The organism is Serratia sp. LTN-2 (assembly GCF_059740205.1).
This window is the reverse complement of record NZ_JCAXDO010000001.1, coordinates 774,293-795,845: the sequence shown is the minus strand read 5'-3', so window position 1 is coordinate 795,845 and position 21,553 is coordinate 774,293. Positions and strand designations below refer to the sequence as shown.

General features: G+C 60.1%; 20 protein-coding genes. 2 read left to right on the top strand and 18 right to left on the bottom strand.

Features of this window, described 5'->3' with window-relative positions; all coding sequences use genetic code 11:
- Positions 1–147 precede the first annotated feature (147 nt).
- Positions 148–990, top strand: a complete 843-nt coding sequence (kynA, locus tag AC6BYQ_RS03715) for a tryptophan 2,3-dioxygenase (protein WP_019453009.1) — start codon at positions 148–150, stop codon at positions 988–990.
- Between the two features lie 23 nt (positions 991–1,013).
- Positions 1,014–1,481: a DNA gyrase inhibitor SbmC gene (gene sbmC, locus AC6BYQ_RS03710; protein ID WP_019453008.1), complete on the top strand. Its 468-nt coding sequence runs from the start codon at positions 1,014–1,016 to the stop codon at positions 1,479–1,481.
- 72 nt (positions 1,482–1,553) lie between these two features.
- Here the strand turns inward: sbmC and AC6BYQ_RS03705 are convergent, their stop codons facing one another.
- The 18 genes from AC6BYQ_RS03705 to tssB form a co-directional block, all read right to left on the bottom strand.
- The gene (locus AC6BYQ_RS03705; RefSeq protein WP_154746413.1) at positions 1,554–3,485 is read right to left on the bottom strand and encodes a type VI secretion system Vgr family protein; all 1,932 of its coding nucleotides are present in this window, start codon (positions 3,483–3,485) and stop codon (positions 1,554–1,556) included.
- Between the two features lie 81 nt (positions 3,486–3,566).
- Positions 3,567–5,012 (bottom strand): serine/threonine protein kinase, encoded by a 1,446-nt coding sequence (locus tag AC6BYQ_RS03700; RefSeq protein ID WP_498056305.1) that lies wholly within the window; start codon positions 5,010–5,012, stop codon positions 3,567–3,569.
- Between the two features lie 49 nt (positions 5,013–5,061).
- Entirely contained in the window at positions 5,062–7,716 is a 2,655-nt protein-coding gene (gene tssH, locus AC6BYQ_RS03695; RefSeq protein ID WP_498056304.1) for a type VI secretion system ATPase TssH, read from the bottom strand.
- 56 nt (positions 7,717–7,772) lie between these two features.
- Complete coding sequence (gene tssG / locus AC6BYQ_RS03690) at positions 7,773–8,843, bottom strand: type VI secretion system baseplate subunit TssG (protein WP_498056303.1); 1,071 nt, start codon at positions 8,841–8,843, stop codon at positions 7,773–7,775.
- On the bottom strand, positions 8,840–10,726 hold the full coding sequence (tssF, locus tag AC6BYQ_RS03685; RefSeq protein ID WP_498056302.1) for a type VI secretion system baseplate subunit TssF: 1,887 nt from the start codon (positions 10,724–10,726) through the stop codon (positions 8,840–8,842). The genes tssG and tssF overlap by 4 nt, the downstream gene beginning before the upstream one ends.
- A gap of 4 nt (positions 10,727–10,730) precedes the next feature.
- Entirely contained in the window at positions 10,731–11,306 is a 576-nt protein-coding gene (locus AC6BYQ_RS03680) for a type VI secretion system baseplate subunit TssE (protein ID WP_019453002.1), read from the bottom strand.
- 2 nt (positions 11,307–11,308) lie between these two features.
- Complete coding sequence (locus AC6BYQ_RS03675; protein WP_370520158.1) at positions 11,309–12,130, bottom strand: type VI secretion system accessory protein TagJ; 822 nt, start codon at positions 12,128–12,130, stop codon at positions 11,309–11,311.
- Positions 12,131–12,145: 15 nt separating this feature from the next.
- Positions 12,146–13,132 carry a type VI secretion system-associated protein gene (locus tag AC6BYQ_RS03670; protein WP_498056301.1) on the bottom strand — a complete coding sequence of 329 codons (987 nt, stop codon included), beginning with the start codon at positions 13,130–13,132 and terminating at the stop codon, positions 12,146–12,148.
- Positions 13,133–13,161: 29 nt separating this feature from the next.
- The gene (locus AC6BYQ_RS03665) at positions 13,162–13,935 is read right to left on the bottom strand and encodes a PP2C family protein-serine/threonine phosphatase (protein ID WP_498056300.1); all 774 of its coding nucleotides are present in this window, start codon (positions 13,933–13,935) and stop codon (positions 13,162–13,164) included.
- Positions 13,935–15,674: a type VI secretion system-associated FHA domain protein TagH gene (gene tagH / locus AC6BYQ_RS03660; RefSeq protein WP_498056299.1), complete on the bottom strand. Its 1,740-nt coding sequence runs from the start codon at positions 15,672–15,674 to the stop codon at positions 13,935–13,937. The genes AC6BYQ_RS03665 and tagH overlap by 1 nt, the downstream gene beginning before the upstream one ends.
- 405 nt (positions 15,675–16,079) lie before the next feature.
- Positions 16,080–16,841, bottom strand: a complete 762-nt coding sequence (locus AC6BYQ_RS03655; RefSeq protein ID WP_498056298.1) for a DUF4225 domain-containing protein — start codon at positions 16,839–16,841, stop codon at positions 16,080–16,082.
- A gap of 62 nt (positions 16,842–16,903) precedes the next feature.
- Positions 16,904–17,278, bottom strand: coding sequence for a T6SS amidase immunity protein Tai4 family protein (locus tag AC6BYQ_RS03650; protein WP_498056297.1), 375 nt, complete (start codon positions 17,276–17,278; stop codon positions 16,904–16,906).
- Positions 17,263–17,742: a type VI secretion system amidase effector protein Tae4 gene (locus AC6BYQ_RS03645; protein WP_171404734.1), complete on the bottom strand. Its 480-nt coding sequence runs from the start codon at positions 17,740–17,742 to the stop codon at positions 17,263–17,265. The genes AC6BYQ_RS03650 and AC6BYQ_RS03645 overlap by 16 nt, the downstream gene beginning before the upstream one ends.
- A 51-nt stretch (positions 17,743–17,793) precedes the next feature.
- On the bottom strand, positions 17,794–18,276 hold the full coding sequence (locus AC6BYQ_RS03640; protein WP_019452993.1) for an Hcp family type VI secretion system effector: 483 nt from the start codon (positions 18,274–18,276) through the stop codon (positions 17,794–17,796).
- Between the two features lie 196 nt (positions 18,277–18,472).
- A complete protein-coding gene (locus tag AC6BYQ_RS03635) occupies positions 18,473–18,913 on the bottom strand; it encodes a T6SS amidase immunity protein Tai4 family protein (RefSeq protein ID WP_033635027.1) in 441 nt (146 codons plus the stop codon).
- On the bottom strand, positions 18,910–19,416 hold the full coding sequence (locus tag AC6BYQ_RS03630) for a type VI secretion system amidase effector protein Tae4 (RefSeq protein WP_498056296.1): 507 nt from the start codon (positions 19,414–19,416) through the stop codon (positions 18,910–18,912). Before AC6BYQ_RS03630 ends, AC6BYQ_RS03635 begins: the two co-directional genes overlap by 4 nt.
- Before the next feature lie 57 nt (positions 19,417–19,473).
- Positions 19,474–20,979, bottom strand: coding sequence for a type VI secretion system contractile sheath large subunit (gene tssC / locus AC6BYQ_RS03625; protein ID WP_019452990.1), 1,506 nt, complete (start codon positions 20,977–20,979; stop codon positions 19,474–19,476).
- 3 nt (positions 20,980–20,982) lie between these two features.
- Positions 20,983–21,519, bottom strand: a complete 537-nt coding sequence (tssB, locus tag AC6BYQ_RS03620) for a type VI secretion system contractile sheath small subunit (protein ID WP_019452989.1) — start codon at positions 21,517–21,519, stop codon at positions 20,983–20,985.
- Positions 21,520–21,553: the final 34 nt, after the last annotated feature.

Below are 21,553 nucleotides of genomic sequence, written 5' to 3'. Positions count from 1 at the left end.
GGTGGGGGCACTGTGTTAACGCAGATGAGTGAGATCTGCGAAGCATCTCTCGTTTATCGCCCTTCGGGGCGGCGGGTTCTGTACTATTGTTTTCTCTTTGCGGCACGTTCCAGGCCGATGGGGCGCTGGGCGCAACGGAGATCACAGATGAACAAACGGGAATTAGAAAGCGCGATTGTCACCGATTTTTCCAAACGCATGAGCTATGGCGACTACCTGTGCCTGGATCAACTGCTGGACTGCCAGCATCCGCTCTCCAACCCGCCGCATCATGACGAAATGCTGTTCGTGATACAGCACCAAACCTCCGAGCTGTGGATGAAGCTGATGCTGCACGAGCTGCGGGCGGCGGTGCGGCTGGTGCAGCAGGACAAACTCAGCCACTGCTTCAAAATCCTCGCGCGTGTCAAACAGATCCAGCGGCTGCTGTTCGAACAGTGGGCTGTGCTGGAAACGCTGACGCCGTCGGAATACGTCGAGTTCCGCGATGTGCTGGGCAGCTCGTCGGGTTTCCAGTCGCACCAGTACCGGTCGATCGAGTTCCTGCTCGGCAACAAGAATGCGGCCATGTTGGCGGTGTTCAGCAACGACGCGGAAAAGCACGCTGCGCTGAAAGCGATCCTGGAAGCGCCGAGCCTGTACGACGAATACTTGCTCTACCTGGCGCGCCACGGCCTGCCAATCCCGCAGGAGTGCCTCGAGCGCGACTGGACACAGCCTTACCAGCGCAATCCGGATCTGCTGCCGGCGTTCAAAGTGATCTATGACAACCCGCAGACCTACTGGGAAGCCTATGAAATGGCGGAAAAGCTGGTGGATATCGAAGAGAGCTTCCATTTGTGGCGTTTCCGCCATATGAAAACGGTGGAGCGGATCATCGGCTTTAAGTCGGGCACCGGCGGTTCCAGCGGCGTCAGCTTCCTGAAAAAGGCGTTGGATCTGACCTTCTTCCCTGAGCTGCTGGACGTGCGTACCGAAATCGGCGCCTGAGATAACGAGGGGAGGCAAGGGCGATGAGCGTGAGGATTATCGATAAAGCGGCGGAGAAAGTGGTGGGGGTGAGGGTAGTGGGGCCGTATCCCCAGACCATCCCGCAGGGCTCGCAGCAACTGCTGGATTGGCGGCGGCACCACGGCGTGCCGTTCGGCAAATGGCTGGTGTTGTATTGGGACGACCCGGCGGAAGTGGCGCCGGAAAAGCTGCGCGCCGACGTGGTGATGACCGTGGCGGACGATTTCGCGCTGCCGGCGGGTAGCGAGGGCGTTGCGGTACAGACGCTGCCCGCCGGGCAGTATGCGGTCTACCGCGTACGCATCAGCGATGGCGACTTCGAGCGGGTGTGGGGCGAGTTCTATCAGAAGCTGCTGCCGGCCAGCGGTCATCAGCCGGTTGAGGGGGCGAGCTATGAACACTATCTCAACGACTGCGAGGCCGACGGCTATTTCGACCTCGAGATTTACCAGACGGTGAAGAAGTGGTGAGGAAGGCGTGAGCTACGCAAAACGCCCTTAGGTGCGTTTTGCGTGCCGTTCGGAACGATTCTATTCTTAGGTCTATTTCCCTCCCGGGAACAGCTGATCGACGGCGCTCTGGATCGCCGCCTGATGGCCGCCGCCCGGTGCGGCGGTGCGCGCGGCGCCGCCGGGCTGGTTAAGATCCAGCTGGCCGCCGGTATTGATCTCCCCGTCCTCTTTCACCGTGATATTGAAACTGGTGCCGGTGATATTGATTTGGCCGTTCGCCAGCAGCTCGATCACGCTTTCGCCGCATTCCAGCCGCAGCGATTCGCCTGAGCCGAGGGTAAAGGCGTTGACCGCGGCGTCGCTGCGGGTCTTGCCGGTCAGCGTGGAGGCGTCGCCTTTGACCCCGCTGGCCTGGTTGAGCACCACCCGATTGATCTGGTTGCCGCCTACCAGGTGGGTGTGATCGTTAGCGATGGTGTGGCTCTCGTCGTTTTTGACCTGGGTGTCCATGTTGCGTTCCGCCTGGATCCACACCTGTTCGGCACCGGCCTTGTCTTCGAAGCGCAGAGCGTTGGCGTTGTCGGCGGTGCCGTCCTTGGTGCGGCTCATAAAGCCCATCTGGGTAGCGGCGGCTGGCAGCGCCCAGGGCGGCATGCTGGCTTCGTTATAGACGCGTCCGGTGACGATCGGCCGATCCGGATCGCCGTTGATAAAGTCCACCACCACTTCGTCGTTGACGCGCGGGATCTGCACGCCGCCGTAACCCTGGCCGGCCCAGGCGCTGGAAACTCGCACCCAGCAGGAGCTGCCGTCGTCCTTCGGCCCGAAGCGGTCCCAGTGGAACTTCACCTTGATGCGGCCGTATTTGTCGGTCCAGATCGATTCGCCGGCCGGGCCGACGACTCGGGCGGTCTGCGGCCCGTGGGTTTTCGGCCAGCTGGCCTGCTGCGGCGGGTGCCAGGGCACGTCTGCCGGCAGCACGATGAAGTCGATACGGTGTTCGCTGCTCTGATCGTCGCCGCTGGCGTAGCGGTTCTCTTTCAGGTGATAGTTGGCCTGCAACGTCAGATATTCGCGGTTGTCGTCGGCGTGCGGGGCGTTATACAGCGTGAAAGTGCTGCCGGGGGCGATGCCCAGCGCGGTGGCGGTGCCCCGAATCTGCTGATGCTCGGCTTGCCAGGCTTCCTGGCGCACGCGGGCGTAGAACTCGCCCTGCTGATGCTCGGTGTAGCGGCCCGGCCAGTCGTAAACGTCGATCTGCCCCGGCGTCGGCGATACCGGGTTCTGCCGCGCCTGGAACAGCCAGGCGTTCGGCTTGCGGAAATCGTAGTCGTCCAGGCTGTAGATGCCCGGCGTGACGCGATCGGACAGCGTCCACTGGCTGATGCCTTCCTCGCTGGTGCTGCCGCCGGAGGGCGTCAGGTGGTAGGGGATCATCTCGTAGCCGGGATAAGGCTGGTGGTGGTGGGGCGCATCCCCGAGCACCAGCGTGTGTTTGCCCATCTCGTGCTTGAAATAGTAATAGATGCCCTCCAGCTCCATCAGGCGGCTGATGAAGTTGAAGCTGCTTTCGTTGTACTGCACGCAGTAGCCCCACAGGCGATAGTCGCCGGTCAGCTGATCTTCCAGCTGCACGTTATGCTCCGCCAACAGGGTTTTGACGATCTGCGGCACCGTCTGTTCCTGGAAGATGCGGAAGTTGCGGTCCTTGGTCATCGGCCACAGATCCGGTTGCACGTGCAGGTTATACACCGCGTAGCGCGTGCCGCCGATCTCTTCGCTGCTGACGGCGATGGCGGTGATCTTGCCGTTCAGGTAGCGCGGAGCGCTGAGAAAGCCCTGGGTCGGGATCTCCAGCGTCAGCGGTTGGCCGAGCAGCGCTTTGCGATCGAGGCGCGCGTCGGTGCTCAGCAGTTCAATAGAGAAGTCGAAAGGAGTGGAAAGCGCTTCGATACCGTCCAGCGAGCGGAACAGCAGTTGCTCTTGGCCCAGTGGCGTGTGCGCAATAATGCGATCCAACATGAGAACGTCCTCTGTGATTGACGCATGCGTCAGTCTCATGAAATAGGGAGAAACCCGCCGCGGCGGGTTTCAAATCAGGCATCAGCCGGCGGTGGCCGGATTGACCAGCCAGGTGCCGGCGTTGTCGATGCTGAGCTGCTGGCGGCGGAGCCGATCGTTGTGGCGGATCTCCAGCTGATAACGGCCCGGCGCCAGGTTCAGGCTGGCGAAGCCGTTTTCGCCCGGCGTCACCTGCTGCGGCTTGCCGTCGAGGCTAACCTGCTCACCCGGCTGCAGTTTGAAGTACACCAGCGCCACCGGCTGCGGCTGCGGCGCCGTTTTTTCAGGTTCTACCGGCGCAGGCGGCGTGGTTTGCGGTGCGCTCGGCTGCTGCGTCAGGGTCTTCTGCGCCGGTGAAGCCTCGGTGTTTTGGGCGACGGCCTGAGCGTCGTCCTTGCCGCCGCTCAGCCAGGCGACGACGCCGATCGCCAGCAGCACCGCGACGCCGGCGCCGGCCATCACTGGGCGAGTGAGTTTGGTGCTGCGCGCGGTAACGGTGCCCGCGGCCGCAGCGGCGGCTGCCGGGTTGGCGGCGACCAGCAGGTTCTCCGGCGCGGCCGCCGGGGTGCTGATGATTTCGTTCTCATCGGCGATCGGCAGCTGCAACAACTCGGCCATTTCATCGATGGTCTGCGGGCGGTCTTCCGGCTTCAGCGCCAGCGCGCGGTCGACGGTGCGCAGCAGCTCCGGCGAGTAGCCGGCGGGGCGGCGATCGGCCAGCGGTTGATAGCTGTCTTCGATGCTGCGCACCACGCTGACCGGCGGCGGAGAGCCGACGATCAGCGTGTGCAGCACGGCGCCCAGCGCGTAAATATCGGTCCATGGCCCCTGTTCGCCGTCGCTGTTTTCGGTGTACTGCTCGATCGGCGCAAAGCCCGGTTTCAGCATGATCTCCGTTTCGTCCGACAGGTTGCCGATCTCTTTGCGCGCCGACCCGAAGTCCAGCAGCACCGGCAGCTGGCTCTCCTGGATCTGGATGTTATCCAGCGAAATGTCGCGGTGCAGGTAGCCTTCCTGATGGATGGTGTTGATGGCGCTGAACAGCGGCGGCAGCAGCCGGCGGATCCACGCTTCGTCAATCTTCTCCGGATGCTGCGCCTGCAGGTTTTTCAGCGTGGTGCCGCTGTAGAACTGGGTGCCCATATAGGCGGTGCCGTTTTCTTCCCAAAAGCGCAGCACGTGCAGCAGGCCGGGGTGCGAGAAGCGCGCCAGCAGACGCGCCTCCTGAATAAAGCTGTTCAGCCCGGCCTGGAAGGTTTTGCCGAAGCGCTCGCCGCGCAGCCCGATGCTGAGATCGTCGTTACGTTTCGCCAGCGAGGTTGGCATGTACTCCTTGATGGCGATGGTGCGTTCCAGTTGGTGATCGTAGGCGCGGTAGACGATGCCGAAGCCGCCTTCGCCGATCGCTTCCTGGATCTCGAATTCGTTGAATCGATAGCCGCTCGGCAGGCTGTTAGAATTCGGTTTGGTTATCCCGGTTCCCGACATAGTGATGACTCTCTGTGTTCAAAGGGCCGCCGTCTCGGCGGCCGCGGCGTTATGCCTGAAATTGACAAATGAATTCGTTGTTCTGCAGCGCGATATGCAGCTGGCGATAGCGCTGGTCGTTGGCGCTGCCGGTCAGCAGCCTGTGGCTGATCTGCGGTAGCAGGGTGTTGGTCAGGATGGCGTCGACCATGCGGCCGCCGGACTCCACCTCGGTACAGCGGTTGACGATCTGCTCGATGACCGCGTCGTCGAAGGTGCAGACGATGTCGTGATTCTCCGTCAGGCGGCGCTGAATACGGCCCAACTGCAGCCGCACGATGTTGCCCAGCGTGGCGTCGGTCAGCGGGTAATACGGCACCACCAGCAGGCGGCCGAGCAAGGCGGCCGGGAACACCGACAGCAGCGGCTGGCGCAGCGCGCCGCTCAGCGCCTCCGGTTCCGGCAGCAGCTCCGGATCGCTGCACAGCCCGGCGATCAGATCGGTGCCGACGTTGGAGGTTAGAATGATGATGGTGTTGCGGAAATCGATATGGCGGCCTTCGCCGTCCTCCATCCAGCCCTTGTCGAACACCTGGAAGAAGATTTCATGCACGTCCGGGTGTGCCTTTTCGATTTCGTCCAACAGCACCACGCTGTAAGGGCGACGGCGCACCGCTTCGGTCAACACGCCGCCTTCGCCATAGCCGACATAGCCGGGCGGCGCGCCTTTCAGCGTCGAAACGGTGTGCGACTCCTGGAATTCGCTCATGTTGATGGTGATGACGTTTTGCTCGCCGCCGTACAGGGTTTCCGCCAGCGCTAGCGCGGTTTCGGTCTTGCCGACGCCGGACGGCCCGGCCAGCAGAAACACCCCGACCGGCTTGTTCGGATCGTCCAGCCGCGCCCGTGAGGTGCGCACTCGGCGGGCGATCAGATCCAGCGCATGGCGTTGACCGATGACGCGCTGGTTCAGGGTGTCGGAGAGTTGCAGCACCGCTTCAATCTCGTTTTTCACCATGCGGCCCAGCGGAATGCCGGTCCAGTCGGCCACTACCGCCGCCACGATGTTGGCGTCGACGGCGGCGAAGATCAGCGGCGCTTCGCCCTGCAGCGCGCTCAGCTGCTGCTGCAGTTCGCCCAACTGGGCGCGCAGCGCGTCGGCGTCCGGGCGCGCCTGCGTCTCTTCTTCGGCGGGCTCTTCTTCCTGCTGATGCAGCTGGGCGCGCAGTGTGATGATCTGCTGGATCAGCGCCAGCTCCTGCTGCCAGCGCTCGGTCAACAGTTCCAGCTCCTGGCGCAGCGCGGTCAGCTGGGCTTCAATCTCCTGCGGGCGCAGGGGATCGCCGATGCCGACCTTGGCCTCGCGGTGGGCGATATCCAACTCTATTTGCAGCGCATCGATGCGGTGGCGGCAGTCTTCAACCTGAGCGGGCTCGGCGTGTTGGCTGACCGCCACGCGCGCGCAGGCGGTATCCAGCAGCGCCACCGCCTTGTCCGGCAGCTGGCGGGCGGGAATATAGCGGTGAGACAGCCGCACCGCAGCGTCCACCGCTTCATCCAGCAGCAGCACGCGATGGTGTTGTTCCAGTGGGCTGACGGTGCTGCGCAGCATCAGCAGCGCCTTGTCTTCGCTCGGCTCGTGCACCTGCACCACCTGGAAACGGCGGGTGAGCGCCGGGTCTTTCTCGATGTACTTCTTGTATTCCGACCAGGTGGTGGCACCGATAGTGCGCAACTGGCCGCGCGCCAGCGCCGGTTTCAGCAGGTTGGCGGCGTCGCCGGTGCCCTGGGCGCCACCGGCGCCGATCAGGGTGTGAATTTCGTCGATAAACAGGATGATCGGCGTCGGGCTGGACTGCACTTCGTCGATCACCGCCTGCAGCCGTTTTTCAAACTCGCCCTTGACGCCGGCGCCGGCCTGCAGCATGCCGATGTCCAGTAGGCACAGCTTCACGTCGCGTAGCTGTGGTGGCACGTCGCCGGCCACGATGCGCAGTGCCAGGCCTTCCACCACGGCGGTTTTCCCGACGCCGGCCTCACCGGTCAGCAGCGGGTTGTTTTGGCGGCGGCGCATCAGGATATCGATGATTTGCCGGATCTCTTCATCGCGGCCGGCCACCGGGTCGATCTCGCCATTGCGCGCTCTGGCGGTCAGATCCTGGGCATACTGCGCCAGCACGCTTTCACCGCTGCGCGGCGCGCCGGGCAGGGGTTCGGCGCTGTTTTCCGCCGGCGCATCCTGGGCGTTTTCCGCCGAGTGAGCGGTGATGACCGCGAACTGCTCCATCAACAGATCGGCGTTGATGCGTTCGAACTGTGGGGAAATGGCCTTCAGCAGATGGCGCAGGCTGTAGGTTTTCAGAATGCCGAGCAGCAGGTGGCCGCCGCGGATGCGCGCCGCGCCGAACTTCAATGAGCCATAGACCCAGGCGCGTTCCACCGCGCTGTCGATGTGCTCGGACAGATCGGAGATGGCGCTGGCGCCGCGCGGCAGGCGATCGAGCGCTTCGACGATGTCGCGTGCTAGCTGCGCCTCGTCCAGCGCGAAGTGGCGAACGATCTGCTGCAGATCGCCGTCCGGTGATTGCATCAGCTGATGCAGCCAGTGCGCCAGTTCGACATAGGGGTTACCGCGCAGCTTGCAAAACGCCGTCGCACTTTCCAGAGAGGTGAATAACAGGCTATCCAGTTTGCCAAATAATACCGAGCGGCTGATTTCAGACATGGTTTTCCTCAGGTCTCAGGGTGGCCTGACGCCGCAGGGCGCCGGCCGAAATAGGGTCAGAACGGATTTTCCAGCGGTTCAGGGCTGAAGATCAGATCGTCGAGATCGCGCTGTCGCCGATCGTCGGCCAGCCAACTGCTCAGGCCCAAGCGCTGCGTGCCGCCGAGCTGGATGCCGTGCGCCTGTTCCTTCGCCAGAATCAGGCGTACTTCCCAGACAAACTCGATGCCCAGGTATTGGCGCACCCAGTCGCGCAGTTGCCGGCACAGCTCGGCGCCGGGCAGGAAGCGGTCATAGTCCTGCTGCGGCATCGGCCCCAGCTCGATGCGGAATTTATGCTGGATATCGCGCACCGCGATGCCGAGAAAGGCTGACTCGCCGAGCCGCGGCGCACCGCGCCCGGCCTTGAGCCGCGCCTGTTCGCGCGGTTCCACCCGCAGCCAGTGCGGCACGTTTTCGACGATGCGCACCGGCACCTTGAAATACTGCTGCAATATTTTGCTCAGGCCTTCCGGATCGCGGCTGTGGCGAATCAGATGACCGGCCATAAAATGCTTGGCGTGGGCGTTGAGGCTGTCGCGTTCCTGTTGCGCCGGCTGGCCGATGCCGATCAGGCTCGACAGATACTCGTCGAAGCGCCGGTTGTCCGGGCGATCCAGCGATACCGTCGGCTGCGCGTCGGCCCAGGCGCGGTAAAACAGCAGCGTCAGCCGGTGATGGAACAGGTTGGTGAACGCCAGCAGGGTGGTGTCCTGATGGTGGTACACCCGTTCGCGCACGTATTCGGTCAGGTGCAGCGGTAGCGGCCCGTTGGGGCCGAACAGGCCGAAGCTGAAGATCGAAACGTCGTGCAGCGGGCTGTTGGCGCGTGGCACCACCTGCGCCAGCGTGGAGGGCGCGAACGACAGCGACGGCTCCTGGCCCAGGCGCAGCATCTCGTGGCGCGGCAGCGGCGCTCGCCCCAGCAGATAGGGTTGGCCGCCCTGGGCGTCGATGCGTCGCAGCAGTTGAAACAGATCGTGCTTGTAAGGCGCGCTGCGCAGCCGCGGCCAGAAGTCGTCCGGCAGCCGATACAGCGCATTGATCTGCGGCGGCGCCAGTTCGGTGGCGATCATCTCCGCGCTCATATCAGCGTCCTTTTGCCCATGCGCGCCTGCCAGTGGGCGATTTCGCCGCGCTGCTGGCTGGAGAGCGTCATCTCGGTGAAGGTGTTCATCGCCACCAGGCGCGAGAACAGGCGCTCCAGCACGCTGCCGAGCAGGTAAGGGCTGCTGCCGGAGAACGCCTGCTCATCGACCGTCAGATCGATGGCGATACCGCGTGCGAACACGATCGGGCCCGGCTCCGGCACACGCCGATAGACCGGCCGCAGGTTGCAGTGGCGCACGCCCTGGATCTGTTTGGCGATCGCCGGTTCGCTCAGGTTGCCGTACAGCCCCAGCAGCTGGCGCAGGCTGGCGGCGCCCTGTTCCGGATCGCCGTCCATCATGCTGAGGTAGTTCAGCTGCAGCTGACTGATCAGCCGCCAGGTGATCATGCCTTCGGCCAGTGCCGGGCGCGGCGGAGTGGGGCCTTTGCGCAGCGAAACCTGCTTGATCGGGATCGAATCGGGCATCACGAAATTGCCCTGATCCTGTTGCAACAGCATCAACGGCAGGTCGCGGCTGGTGCACAGCACGTCGGCGGTGAGGTATTTCAGATCGCTGTGCCACGGCGATTGCCGCTCGTCCACCAGCGACACGAACACTTCCGAACCGGCATAGCCGGTGCGGGTGCCGTAGCGGCGGGCATGTTCCGACAGCGTGCGCTGTTCGCGCCGCAAAGAGAAATAGGCACCATAGTTGCCGTCGTCCGCGCTCAGGGTGCTGTAAAACGGCCGAAACTCTTGCTCGTAGCGTTTTTCGCTGGCGCTGCCGCCGAGCCGCTGCACCGAAAACACTTCGTAATCCAGCGGTCGGATATTGTCGACTACCAGATGGTATTCGTGGCTTTTTTCGTTGATCGCGATGCGTTCGGCGACTTTCGGAAACAGGTTGATCACTGGCGTGCAGTGCAGCGCCAAATGGGCGGCGTCGACCACCCGTTCCAGCGCGGCGTCGTGCCGATCCAGCAGCACCACGATCTCGAACTGGCGCAGCGCCTTTTTCCCTTCGCGCACGCTCTGCAGCAGCGGGCGCAGGCCGTTGACGCTGAAGAACTGGAAGCGCGCCGGGAAGGCGAAGTACTCCTGCAGCAGCCGGTAGCCTTCGAAGTTGCGCAGGTCGTTGGGCAGCAGCGCCTGTTCGGCGGCGAAGCCCTCCTGCCGCAACCCGTCCAACGCCAGCGCCCGCCGCTGCGGCTGCGCTTCCACCGTTTGGCAAATCAGCCCGACGCTGTGCTGCATCAGCAGTTCCAGCAGCTGCTGCGCCTGCATGTCCGGCCCGGCCAGATAAAACATCAGCTGGTCCAGTTGCAGGTTGTTGAGCGTGACGCTTTCGTAGCACTCGAGACGAATGCGCAGCGCGCTGACGCAGCCGCTGTGCTGCAGCCCCAGCGAAGCCAGCGGGATATCGGCCGGAATGCCGCCCAGTTCGACGCCGGCGATGCGCACCGGCTGCAGCGTGACGTCATGCGCCGTGGTGTAACTGCAGGTGATGCCGCTTTTCTTCAGCGTCTGGCTGTCCATCATGGTGCCGCGCGGCACCACGAAGCCGTTGCTGATGTCGCCCTTGCTGCTGTCCGGCTGCAGCTCGGCGATCGCCATCGACGGCGTCGGCGACAGATAGTTGGGATAGATGATCTCCAGCAAGCGCTGAGAAAAGCGCGGGAACTCGGCGTCCATTTTCAGCTGCACGCGCGAGGTGAGGAAGGCGAAACCCTCCATCAGGCGCTCGATATAGGGATCCGCCACGTCGATGCCGCGCATGCCGAGGCGGCCCGCGACCTTCGGGTACTGTTCGGCGAACTCGGCGCCCATCTCACGCAGATAGGCCAGTTCGCGGTTGTAATAGTCTAAAAGTTTACTGTCCATCGTCTTACCCTATGTCTTTCAGATCGAAGTGGCCGTTTTCCAGATCCACGTCGGTACGGAACAGAAACTCCAGCGGATAGGGCACGCACCACAGGCGGCCCTTGATTTCGATCGACAGCACGTTGTGCAGTTCCAGCGAGCCGGTGTCCGAGATGCAGCGCACCTGCAACCCTTCGGGCAGAATGCGCGGCTCGAAATGGAGAATGGAATCGGTCAGCGCGCGCTGAATGTCCAGCCATTCGATGTCCGACATGCGCTTGCCCGCCAGCGAGGCGATGCCGTAATTCAGGGTGGAACGCCGCACCTGCGGAAAATCGCCGAGATCCAGATTGGATTCGCTGTTGACGCAGTTGAACAGCCACTGCAGATCGCGTAATACCCGGCGGCGCAGCTCGCTGTGCGACACCAGGTTGCGCACCTGCGCCTCCTGCTTTTTATGCGGTTCGTCGTCGGTCAGCATATCGAGCAGCACCGGCTGCATTTTGTCGCGCGACGTCAGGCGTTCGCTGTCCTGACGATAGCGATAGCCCTGGCGGCGCAGATCGCCGCCGTCGTAGTGGGGTGGGCGCTTATCGTTCATGTTCAGGCGCTCGCGTCGAAGCTCAGCTGCCGCAGGCTGTGCAGCGGGAATTCATCGCTTTCGCTGAGCCAGGTCTTCAGGCCGAGCCCGGCATAGTGGGTGCCGTCGCCCAGCGGTTGCCATTCGGTGCGTTTGCCCAGCAACAGCGCGTCGTCGCTGTCTGCAGCCAGCGGATAACGGGCGGGCAGTTGGCACACCTGTTCGCGGCCATCGGTCAGGCGCACCAGCGCATGGCTCCACACCAGATCGATGGCGCTCTGCGGCGCCTGGAACTGGATCGCGGCGATGTCGGCGAACGGCAGCCAGTAGTAAACGCCATTCAGCGCCAGCTCGCACACCGGCCCGAGGCGGCCGTCGCCGTCGGTCAGCCAGTCGAAACTCAGTTGCCGCTCTTGCTCCCCTTCGGCCAGCGTTAACCGCCCGGCGCCGGCCGGCGCAGCTTCCAGCGCTTGGTCGCGCAGCGCCTGGGCCTGTTCGGCCGCCCCTTGTGCATCCTGATGCAGCGCCTGCACCAGCAGTTGCAGCCAGGGCTGATCCTGCCGCAGCAGCGCCGGCGCGGCCGTGCCGGCGAACACTGCCTGGCGCTGCAGCTCGGCGTTGACCGACTGCATCAGCAGCAGTGTGGTCGGTTGGGCGATCGGTTTCAGCGCCTGCCAGGACTTCAGCTGTGCGTTGGCGCGCGTCCAGTTGCCGCTCAGGCACAGCAGTTGCACCAGCGCGGCGCGCAGATCGGCATCCGCCGGTTTCGCCTTGATGTCATTTTCGACGGCGGTAATGGCCGCGCCGATCGAGTGGCCTTGCAGCATGCTTGCTAATGATTTCACAGGCTTTCCTTATAATCAGTGAGTGGCGCCGTTAACCGACAGGTAGCTGCCGCTGGCCGGATCGACCCGGTCTTCGGCCAGCTTCTCCACCAGTTTGAAGGCCAGCGGGGCGGGGGCGCTCAGCAGCGGCTGCCAGGCGGCCTGCGCCTGTTGCACGCGCTGTTTGATCTTGTTCTCGTCGGCGGCGTCGACGCGCGCCATTTCAACGATCGCTTCACCGTTGAACGCCCAGGCGTGCAACTGCGGTTCGAAGCTCAGCAGCAGGAAACTGCCCGGCGCCTGCGGGTTGCCGCCCAGCACCAGCCGTTGGGCGTTGGCGCTGACGACGGTCAGCGCGCGATCGCCACCGTTGATCTTCGCCAGCGGGTAGCCCTGCAGGAACCACAGCGTCGGCGAGAGGGTCTGGCCGCCCTGTTGCAGCGTGACCGCGCCGCTGCCCTGCAGCCAGCCGTCCTCGCCGCAACGCAGCGCGTCGCCGGCGGGTATGAACAACGCGCCGCCGTTGGCTTCATCGCGCCAGAAAGTGCGGAAATGGCAGCCCTGCGGCAGGCTGAAACGCTGCGGCGGTGCGGTGTCCGCCTGCGGAGAGGTCACGGCCACCGCCGCAGGGATCGCCGGCTGCGGTGGAGTTTCCGGCTGCTCGGCGGTCTCCTGTTTGACCACCGGTTTCCAGCCGCGCGCTTTGGCGGCTTCGCCGCTGGCCAGCTTCTCGCCGCGCTTGTCGGTCAACGTCCAGGACAGGTGGCCGGCTTTCGGGCACTGCTTTTCCAGCAGATTGCCGACGCGCGGCAGGAAGTCGTTCAGCACCGCCGGATCTTTGCCTTGCGCCGAGACGATGCGCAGCGGGATGCTTTTGCCGCACCAGCTTTCCGGATTGCTGTTCTTGACGTCATCGATAAACACTTCCAGCTTCTGGCTGGGGGAGTAAACCAGGCGATAGTTCATCGCCTGCGCGGTCGGTACCGCCATCAGGGCAACGAGCCCCGGCATCCAGTATTTCATAGTGAACCTTGCTGTGAATGTGCGCCGACTCAGTCGCGAATCAAAAACCGTTCCGCATCCGCCAGCGAATGCAGCAGGGTGGTTTCCTGCGGTGAGCCAATCCAGACGGCGATAGCGCTGTAGTTATCGCTGTTATTGTTTTTCTTCCATGCCTGCTGCATCAGGGCGATCCACTCGCTGGGGGAGTTGACCATGTGCAGCGACTGTTCCAGTTCGGCCTGGCTGAAGCTGTGCCAGAAGCCGTCGGTGCACAGCAGGAAAACGTCGCCGTCCTCCAGCTGCAGCACGTCGCTGTAGGTGGCGTCGCGCTCTTCGTTGAGCCCCAGCGCGAAATACAGCAGGTTGCTGTTGATGCCGTTGGTTTGATAACCGGCGTCCTGCATTTGTTGGATCAGGCTGTGGTCGGTGGTGACGGCATGCAGGTAGCCGCGGCGAAACAGGTACAGGCGACTGTCGCCGGCGTGCGCCCAGTAGGCCAACTGATAATCGCGATCGATAAACAGGCTGACCAGCGTGGTGCCCATCTTGCTGTATTCGTCCGACTGCCGCTGCTGCTGGTGGATCGCGGCGTTGGCGCGCGTGATGTGCTGACGAATGCTCTGGGCGTTCAGGTGCTGTTCGCCGTCGAAGTTCTGCAAAATGGTGTCGCGCGCCAGCTGGGCGGCGATATCGCCGCCCGGAAAGCCGGCGATGCCGTCGCACACCACGAAGCAGGCGGCGCGGTTGCCGAGCACCTCGCCGGTTTGATCCTGGTTGGAGGCGCGGCCGCCCTGGTTGGAGGTAGAGGCTATGGTGATATTCATTACGCGTCCGGTTTGGTCTGTGAGTCTTTGTATTGATTCACTTCAACGTCATAGGCGTGCAGGAAGGCTTCGCCGAACAGGGTGTGGAAATCGTCCTCGATCTCGCCGGAGGTTTGCTGATAGTTCTTCACGAAGTAGTCCCACAGCGCGGCCTTGCGGTTGGCGGGCAGCGACAGGCGCGGCGCCACGCCTTCTTTGCGCGCTTCCTCTTCGAGGCGCTCCGGATTGAACGACTGCAGCATGGCGGCGATGATGGCGCGGATGCCGGCGATCATCCCCAACTGGTGCGCCTGCAGGTCGATCAGCGCGTCGCGTACCGCCTGCTCTGGCGGCATAAAGCCCGGCATCTGGCTGCCGAACATCTGCATCAGCACCGTTTTACCCGAAGGCAGCAGCTTGAACGGGTTGTTGGCTTCGTCGAGGATCATGGTCATCTCGGCCTTCACGCCGCGCTTGAGGATCGAGCGGGATGAGAGCAGGGCGACGGTGCCTTGCGAGAACAGGCTCAGCAGGCGGCCGGCCTGGCGGATCTGGCGTTCGTCGAAATGCGGCTGCGGCTGCAGATCGTCGAGACCGATGCCTTGCAACAGCGCCGTCAGCAACGCCCCTTCCAATGCGTCGCCATTCGGCGCGGCGGCGTGTTGCCGCTGGGCGGACTGGTAGGCGACCGGATCGATGCCCAGGCGGTTGCCCTGGCGCGGGCGCGGCGGCTGTGCGGGCGGTTCCGGCTGGCTGAACTGCGGCGCGGGTTGGGGTTGCGGCTCGGGCATCTGCACGGGCGGCGGCGTCGGCTGTGGGCGCGGCGCTTGCGGTTGTGCGGCGATTGGTGCCGGTGCTGGCGGCGGGGACGACGGCTGTACCGGTTCCTCCGGCTGAGCCAGCGGCACGGCGCCGCCCATCAGCAACCCCAGCGGATCGTTGCTGTTCAGCGTCTCTGGCGAAGCGGGGGCGGATGAGCCGCCGAACAGTGCCAGCGGATCCAGTTCTTGCTCCGGTTGCTGCGCATTCTGCGCCGGGGCTGCCGGACGCGGCGGCGCCGCCTGTTCTGCCAGCAGCGCGCTAGGGGTGGTATCGGCCAGAATGTGCTCGCGCTCAAAGGTGGCGTCGGTGTTGAACAGCGCCGCCGGATCGGTTTGCTGCTGCTGCAGTTGGCGCAGATCGACATTGGCCGCCAACTGCGCCAGCGGATCGGCCGGGTTCAGTTCGCGAGCGGGGGTATCCAGCAGCGGATGATTGTCCGGGTTGGCGACCGGCGGCGGTGCGGCGGCGGCCGGCGCGTTCGGCGTAAACTCTTCCACCAGGCTGTCCCAGATTTCGTTGGGGATTGGCGCGGCGGATTTTTCGGTGGCGGCGGCAACAGGGGCTGCCGTCGCCGCAACGGCGGCGGCCTTGGCCACCGGTTGAGCCTGCGGCGCGGCATGTTGCTGCAGTGCGCTGACTTCGATCTGGTAATCGTCGATGCCCAGTACGTCGCCGTCCTGCAGTTCAACCTGGCGGCCGCGCTCCAGCGGAATGTCGTTCAGCAGCACGCGGGTGACGTTGCCGCGGTTGGTGATGCGGCATTCGCCGTCAGCGGAAATATGCACGATCGCCTGTAGGCGGGAAATGGCGCGCTCTTCGTCCGGCAACACCAGGTTGTTGTCCACGCTGCGGCCGATGGTGCCGCCCGGCGGTAGAAAATCGCAACTGCTCTGCGGCGGAACCTGGCCGCTTTTATTTTTTACAATGGAAAATCGCATAAGGCATTCCTGCTGATGGGGATTTTAGACTGCTTTGGGCGTATGTTGATTTAGTCATCTAATCAGATGGCTAACTTCGATTCTTTTCTTCTTTGTAATAGGTGTTTTTTGGTAGTTGAGTTAAGTAGATAAAGGTGAACATCAAACTGCCGTAGTGAATAGAGTCATAGTTATCGTTGCCTATTGGGTAGAAAAGATTAAGAAAATCATTTCCGTATGCAAAAATTGAGAGCTGTAAGACTCCCATAACAACCACAATGAGACAGTTGAAAACAAACAATGGATAATTGTGTTTGCGTGCCGATATTTTTTTTAAGTAATATAATGCCACTAAAATTATGAGTGACAATGAAAAGTAGGAAAGTAAGAATCCATATGAGTAAGTTGATAGCGTGACGTCTGGAGTCATTTTCTTTGGTTGTCCTTTATGAGTTCGTACATCCCGCTTCCGGTTGTTAAATCTGATATAACCTCAATCGTCAAACCTGTTCGGCCCATCTCTTGCCAACCACGAATAAAGTCGCTATTGATATTCCTATATAGTCTCCAGGCATCTGGTTTTAATGTTTTCCTGATTATTCCATATCCAGATAGGCTAAGGTCTACAGTGCCATAAATTGTATCCGCAGTATCCTGACTATATCCTAGTGCTTTTGCAGTATATCGATAGGCATTTCTGATACTTCCTGATTTATCTTTTCGGAAAAGTAAATAGTAACCGTTTTCATAAATATTGTTCGTGCCTTGAGCAATCAGCGGTAAGCCAAAACCGCCACACGCCATACCGAGAGTCGCTACACAAGTACCGACTCCGGCGAATATTTGTGTTCCGCCACCGACAAAACCTATCTGCTTCAAAATAAGGTTGGTGGTGTTGTTAATCTTCTTTTTTTCTATTGATATATAGAGCGTGTTTCTTCCTGCGTCGATAGCAAAAGCTTGGCGTTTAAGATGATTAGTCTCGTCTTCAATGTCCCTGATTGCCCCAGAGTAGGATGTGCAGTGTATACTGATATCCCTTTGTGCAAACTGAATAAGCTGGTCTATTTCCAGTGCGAAATTAGCTCTTGATTCGTTGGTGTAGAGATACTGCCGTGAAAACGTCCTTGATAGTTTTTTTAATTCATCGATAGATCTATCCAGATCTGCTTTTGTTTTGTATTGCATCAGGATTCCTTTCCTATTTTTCTAAACTAACATTTATTATATGTAAGGATGCGTATTTATTATCAGCTGTCGCCTTTCCCTTGGTATTTCTTGATGATGGCTTGCAACGCTTGGCTATGTACAAGATCGATGCACTTGGCCATCGTCATCGGCTCCCCAGACATGCTGTCATAGGGCTTTGCCAGAAATTCTTTTGCCAGCGCCCTGACGGCGGTATGCGCCTCCAGAGAGTAATCGCCGAATTCCATGTAACCCCGAGCGGCGGCGGCGGCATCGTTTTTGACTTCTTTTGCTGAGTACCCCTCGGCGATGCAAACGCTGAGCGCATAGTTTTTGAGGTACTCTTCGGGGGTATAGCTTTCTTTGGCTTGGGCCGATTGAATACATCCCAAAAATAGCATGCTTGCAACACACAGGGATTTTATTTTAGTAACCATATAGATGCCTCGCTGGATTTTGGAAAGTAACAATGATCTGAGCAGGTTGTACCGTTCCATAATGTTGCGTGTCCGCTGGCATCATTCCATCCTGGAACAGTGAAAACTAATATCCCTTTGTCTTTTGAAAAATCACTGGGGGTAGGGTTTTTTATCGTTTTATCAGGTTTGCCGAACTTATAATTCAAGAAGTTAATAATATCTCTGACACGATAAATGTACCAATTTTTATCTTTGCCTGAAACGGTCTTCCATGCTCCTCGTTCAACTTTAAAACCAGAATAATTGAGCGTGTAACTCATGCGTATTGCGCAGGCATTGGTGAATCCTTGCAATGGGTCATTGACGCCAAGCTCAATGTTAAGACCTACATTTCCACCGATCTTTTGGCCAACATCAGTAATATCTACGTTGATTTCGCTAAATCGTTGCCACGCTTGCTGGAATGAAGGGCGACTCATGATAACGTCCTCTGTTGATAGATGCCCCTAATCAGGGGCATCTGTGCGGGAAGATTAAGCTTCGCGGTTTTCCTTGATGTTCCAACCTGCGCTGCTTTCGGCGCCTTTGCCGCCTTTGTCGCTCTGCTCCCAGTACTGCTGTTTCACTTTCGCCGCCTGGAAGGAGTAGGTGATGCCTACGGTGTCTTCGCCGCCTGCACCGGTGTACTGCACGGCGGTGACCAGCACGTCGTCCAGGGTGATTTTGACGTACTCAACCTGAGTACCGCCCGCCTTGCAGACAGACAACTCAACCTTGGTCAGGTGTTTACCGCTGGAGCAGTGCTTCAGCAGCGCCGGGGTTGACTTGTCGACCAGCGCGTTGACGTGCAGATCGTTGAAGCACACTTTGCCGGCGCCACCGCCGCCGCCAACGCCCATATTGCCCGGTTGAGAAGCGCCCCAGGAGAAAGAAGTGATGTCGGTCCAGCCTTTGTGATTCGAATCTTTAGATTCGCCGCTGGCACCTTCAACTTTCAGGAACATATCAATAGCCATAGTTTCTTCACTCTTTATTAAGGGTTAACAGTAGTATTAACGTTACGTTGAAAAACTCAGGTAATAGCAGCAGGAATTGCAAGTGTGGTAATGCATTACCAATTTATATCCTTGTGCCATGCACCTTCTTAAATACCGAAAACTGTCGGTACGGGTTACCGAGCCATTATTAAAATGATAATGGCTCAATGCTTAATTATTTCGCGTTATCTTGATTCCACGTGCGATCTGGGTTGCCTGCTATGAGCTGTCGGGAAAGCTTGTCCAATTCAGGGCTATGGTACAACCGCAGGCAGTTTAAGGTGACACCTTGACTCTTGTCTTTAGTTTCGCTGTGAAACTCATTGATTCTGGATTTATATTTGTCGATGAGAACATTGATTTTCTCATCACCTGATTCGATATCGAATGGCATCCACTCTCTCATCGCATTCGCCGTTCTGGCTGCATCAAGAGAGAATGCTTTATCCGAATCGGAGACCTGTGCCAGGCAGCGTGACAATGCCAGTTCTTTTACGACCTGGTGATAAGGCATCTGTTTGATAAATGCCACCGGATCTTGAATGTCCTTGGCGAGCGATGACTGCGAGAGCCCCAACAGGGTAGTTGCCAATCCGATTGTGATTAACTTGTTCATGGCAACTCCCAAAAATTGGCTCGCGGAGTAGAGTAATTGGTTCCGGGCTCATTGAAATAGCAATGATCTGAACAACTGGTTCCGTTCCAGAAAGTGGCGTGCCCGCCCGCGTTTCCCCAACCTGATACTTCAAAAAGTATTAATCCTTTTTTGTTGGCCAGTTGCGTAACAGGTAATTGAGGGTAATTAACAACCATGTCAGGTTTTCCCCACGTTTTAGTCAGGTAGGGAATCAAATCCCGCACGCGGAAAAAGTACCATTTTTTATCTGCGCCTGAGACGGTTAACTGACCTATTCTGGGAACCGGATGGCCTGTGTAATTGAGCACGTAACTCATCCTTACGGCACAGCTGTTTTCCCAGCCACCTGATTCGACGGGTATCTCAAAGTTTCGTTTTACGGCACCGCCAATCGTATTTTTAACTTTTCCCAGAGGATCGTTTGGGTCGTAAATATTTTTAGCTGCAGTCCAGGCAGCCAGAAAACGGGGTCTTGTTCCCATGATTTACCTCCATGTTTTATTTATCAGGCCGCGCTATCGCGGCCTGACTTCAGTCCATCAGGACGCGTCGTTTTGCTTCAGTGAAGGCAGTTTCGACACCAGGCGCAGGGAGACGGTCAGGCCTTCCAGCTGGTAGTGCGGGCGCAGGAAGAACTTGGCGCTGTAGTAGCCCGGATTGTCCTCGATCTCTTCCACCTGCACTTCCGCTGCGGCCAGCGGTTTGCGCGACTTGGTTTCCTGCGAGGAGTTGGCCGGATCGCCGTCCACGTAGTTCATGATCCAGTCGTTCAGCCAGCGCTCCATGTCGTCGCGTTCGCGGAAGGAGCCAATTTTGTCGCGCACGATGCATTTCAGGTAGTGCGCGAAACGGCAGCAGGCGAACAGGTACGGCAGGCGCGCGGAAAGCTGGGCGTTGGCGGAGGCGTCGGCATCGTAATATTCCGCCGGCTTCTGCAGCGACTGCGCGCCGATAAAGGCGGCGAAGTCGGAGTTTTTGCGGTGCACCAGCGGCATAAAGCCGTTCTTGGCCAGCTCGGCTTCGCGGCGATCGCTGATGGCGATCTCGGTCGGGCACTTCATGTCCACGCCGCCGTCGTCGCTCGGGAAAGTGTGGCACGGCAGGTTTTCCACCGCGCCGCCGGATTCCACCCCGCGAATGGCGGTGCACCAGCCGAACTCTTTGAACGAACGGTTGATGTTGGCGGCCATGGCGTAGGCGGCGTTGGTCCAGGTGTAGTTGCCGTGGGTCGCGCCGTCGGTCTCTTCTTCGAAGTCAAACTCGTCCACCGGGTTGGTGCGGATACCGTACGGCAGGCGCGCCAGGAAGCGCGGCATCACCAGGCCCAGATAACGCGCGTCTTCCGATTCGCGCAGGCTGCGCCAGGCGGCGTACTCGGTGTTCTGGAAGATCTTGGTCAGATCGCGCGGGTTGGAGAGCTCCTGCCAGGACTCCATCTGCATCACGCTTGGCGCGGTGCCGGCGATGAACGGGCAGTGCGAGGCGGCGCCGATCTTGGCCATTTCACCCAGCAGCTCCACATCCTGCGGGCTGTGATCGAAGTAGTAGTCGCCCACCAGGCAGCCGAACGGCTCGCCGCCGAACTGGCCATACTCTTCTTCGTAGACTTTCTTGAAGATCGGGCTTTGGTCCCAGCCCACGCCTTTATAACGCTTCAGCGTGCGGCCCAGCTCCTGCTTGGAAATGCTCATGAAGCGAATCTTCAGCATCTCGTCGGTTTCGGAGTTGTTGACCAGGTAGTGCAGGCCATGCCAGGCGCCTTCCAGCTTTTGGAAGTCGTCGTGGTGAATGATCTGGTTGATCTGTTGCGACAGCTTTTCGTCGATTTCCGCGATCAGCGCCTGAATGGTGCGGTAGGCGTCGGAAGAGACGGTGACGGTGTTTTCCAGCGCCTGTTGCGCCAGGGTTTTCACCGCGTTCTCGACCGCTTCTTTAGCCTGATCGGTCTTCGGCCGGAACTCTTTGTTCAGCAGCGCGCTGAATTCGTCGCTGGAAAAAGTCTCGGTGGTTTGCAACGCATTTTGTTGCTGAGGCGAGTTGCTCATCGATTAATCCTCACGCTCGTTGTTGTCGTCGTTAACCGCCGGCTTTGGCGCGTCGGTCAAGGAGTGCAGCAAGGCCGGGTTTTGCAGGATCTTGGAGATCAGCTCCTCGGCGCCGTTTTTACCGTCCATATAGGACAGCAGGTTGGAAAGCTGGGTGCGGGCGTCCAGCAGATTGCCCAGCGAGTCGACCTTGCGGGCGATAGCGGCAGGGGAGAAGTCTTCCATGCTTTCGAAGGTCAGATCGATGTTCAGTTTGCCTTCGCCGGTCAGGGTGTTGTCGACCTGATAAGCGACGCGCGGCTTCAGCGATTTCATGCGCTCGTCGAAGTTGTCGACGTCGATTTCCATGAACTTGCGTTCCTCCACGCTGGCTTGCGGATCGACCGCTTTCCCCACCAGATCCGCCATCACGCCCATCACGAACGGCAGCTGGATTTTGCGCTCTGCGCCATAAATTTCGACATCGTATTCAATCTGTACGCGCGGCGCGCGGTTGCGGGCGATGAATTTCTGCCCGCTGCGGGATTTCGAGTTTGACATGATTTACTCCATCTAATGGCGATTGGGAACGCGC

Excerpts from the sequence above, each read along its gene's own strand:
- kynA (WP_019453009.1), top strand. The coding sequence starts at position 148 with ATGAACAAACGGGAATTAGAAAGCGCGATTGTCACCGATTTTTCCAAA.
- sbmC (WP_019453008.1), top strand. The coding sequence starts at position 1,014 with ATGAGCGTGAGGATTATCGATAAAGCGGCGGAGAAAGTGGTGGGGGTG.
- AC6BYQ_RS03705 (WP_154746413.1), bottom strand. The coding sequence starts at position 3,485 with ATGTTGGATCGCATTATTGCGCACACGCCACTGGGCCAAGAGCAACTG.
- AC6BYQ_RS03700 (WP_498056305.1), bottom strand. The coding sequence starts at position 5,012 with ATGTCGGGAACCGGGATAACCAAACCGAATTCTAACAGCCTGCCGAGC.
- tssH (WP_498056304.1), bottom strand. The coding sequence starts at position 7,716 with ATGTCTGAAATCAGCCGCTCGGTATTATTTGGCAAACTGGATAGCCTG.
- tssG (WP_498056303.1), bottom strand. The coding sequence starts at position 8,843 with ATGAGCGCGGAGATGATCGCCACCGAACTGGCGCCGCCGCAGATCAAT.
- tssF (WP_498056302.1), bottom strand. The coding sequence starts at position 10,726 with ATGGACAGTAAACTTTTAGACTATTACAACCGCGAACTGGCCTATCTG.
- AC6BYQ_RS03680 (WP_019453002.1), bottom strand. The coding sequence starts at position 11,306 with ATGAACGATAAGCGCCCACCCCACTACGACGGCGGCGATCTGCGCCGC.
- AC6BYQ_RS03670 (WP_498056301.1), bottom strand. The coding sequence starts at position 13,132 with ATGAAATACTGGATGCCGGGGCTCGTTGCCCTGATGGCGGTACCGACC.
- AC6BYQ_RS03665 (WP_498056300.1), bottom strand. The coding sequence starts at position 13,935 with ATGAATATCACCATAGCCTCTACCTCCAACCAGGGCGGCCGCGCCTCC.
- tagH (WP_498056299.1), bottom strand. The coding sequence starts at position 15,674 with ATGCGATTTTCCATTGTAAAAAATAAAAGCGGCCAGGTTCCGCCGCAG.
- AC6BYQ_RS03655 (WP_498056298.1), bottom strand. The coding sequence starts at position 16,841 with ATGCAATACAAAACAAAAGCAGATCTGGATAGATCTATCGATGAATTA.
- AC6BYQ_RS03650 (WP_498056297.1), bottom strand. The coding sequence starts at position 17,278 with ATGGTTACTAAAATAAAATCCCTGTGTGTTGCAAGCATGCTATTTTTG.
- AC6BYQ_RS03640 (WP_019452993.1), bottom strand. The coding sequence starts at position 18,276 with ATGGCTATTGATATGTTCCTGAAAGTTGAAGGTGCCAGCGGCGAATCT.
- AC6BYQ_RS03635 (WP_033635027.1), bottom strand. The coding sequence starts at position 18,913 with ATGAACAAGTTAATCACAATCGGATTGGCAACTACCCTGTTGGGGCTC.
- AC6BYQ_RS03630 (WP_498056296.1), bottom strand. The coding sequence starts at position 19,416 with ATGGGAACAAGACCCCGTTTTCTGGCTGCCTGGACTGCAGCTAAAAAT.
- tssC (WP_019452990.1), bottom strand. The coding sequence starts at position 20,979 with ATGAGCAACTCGCCTCAGCAACAAAATGCGTTGCAAACCACCGAGACT.
- tssB (WP_019452989.1), bottom strand. The coding sequence starts at position 21,519 with ATGTCAAACTCGAAATCCCGCAGCGGGCAGAAATTCATCGCCCGCAAC.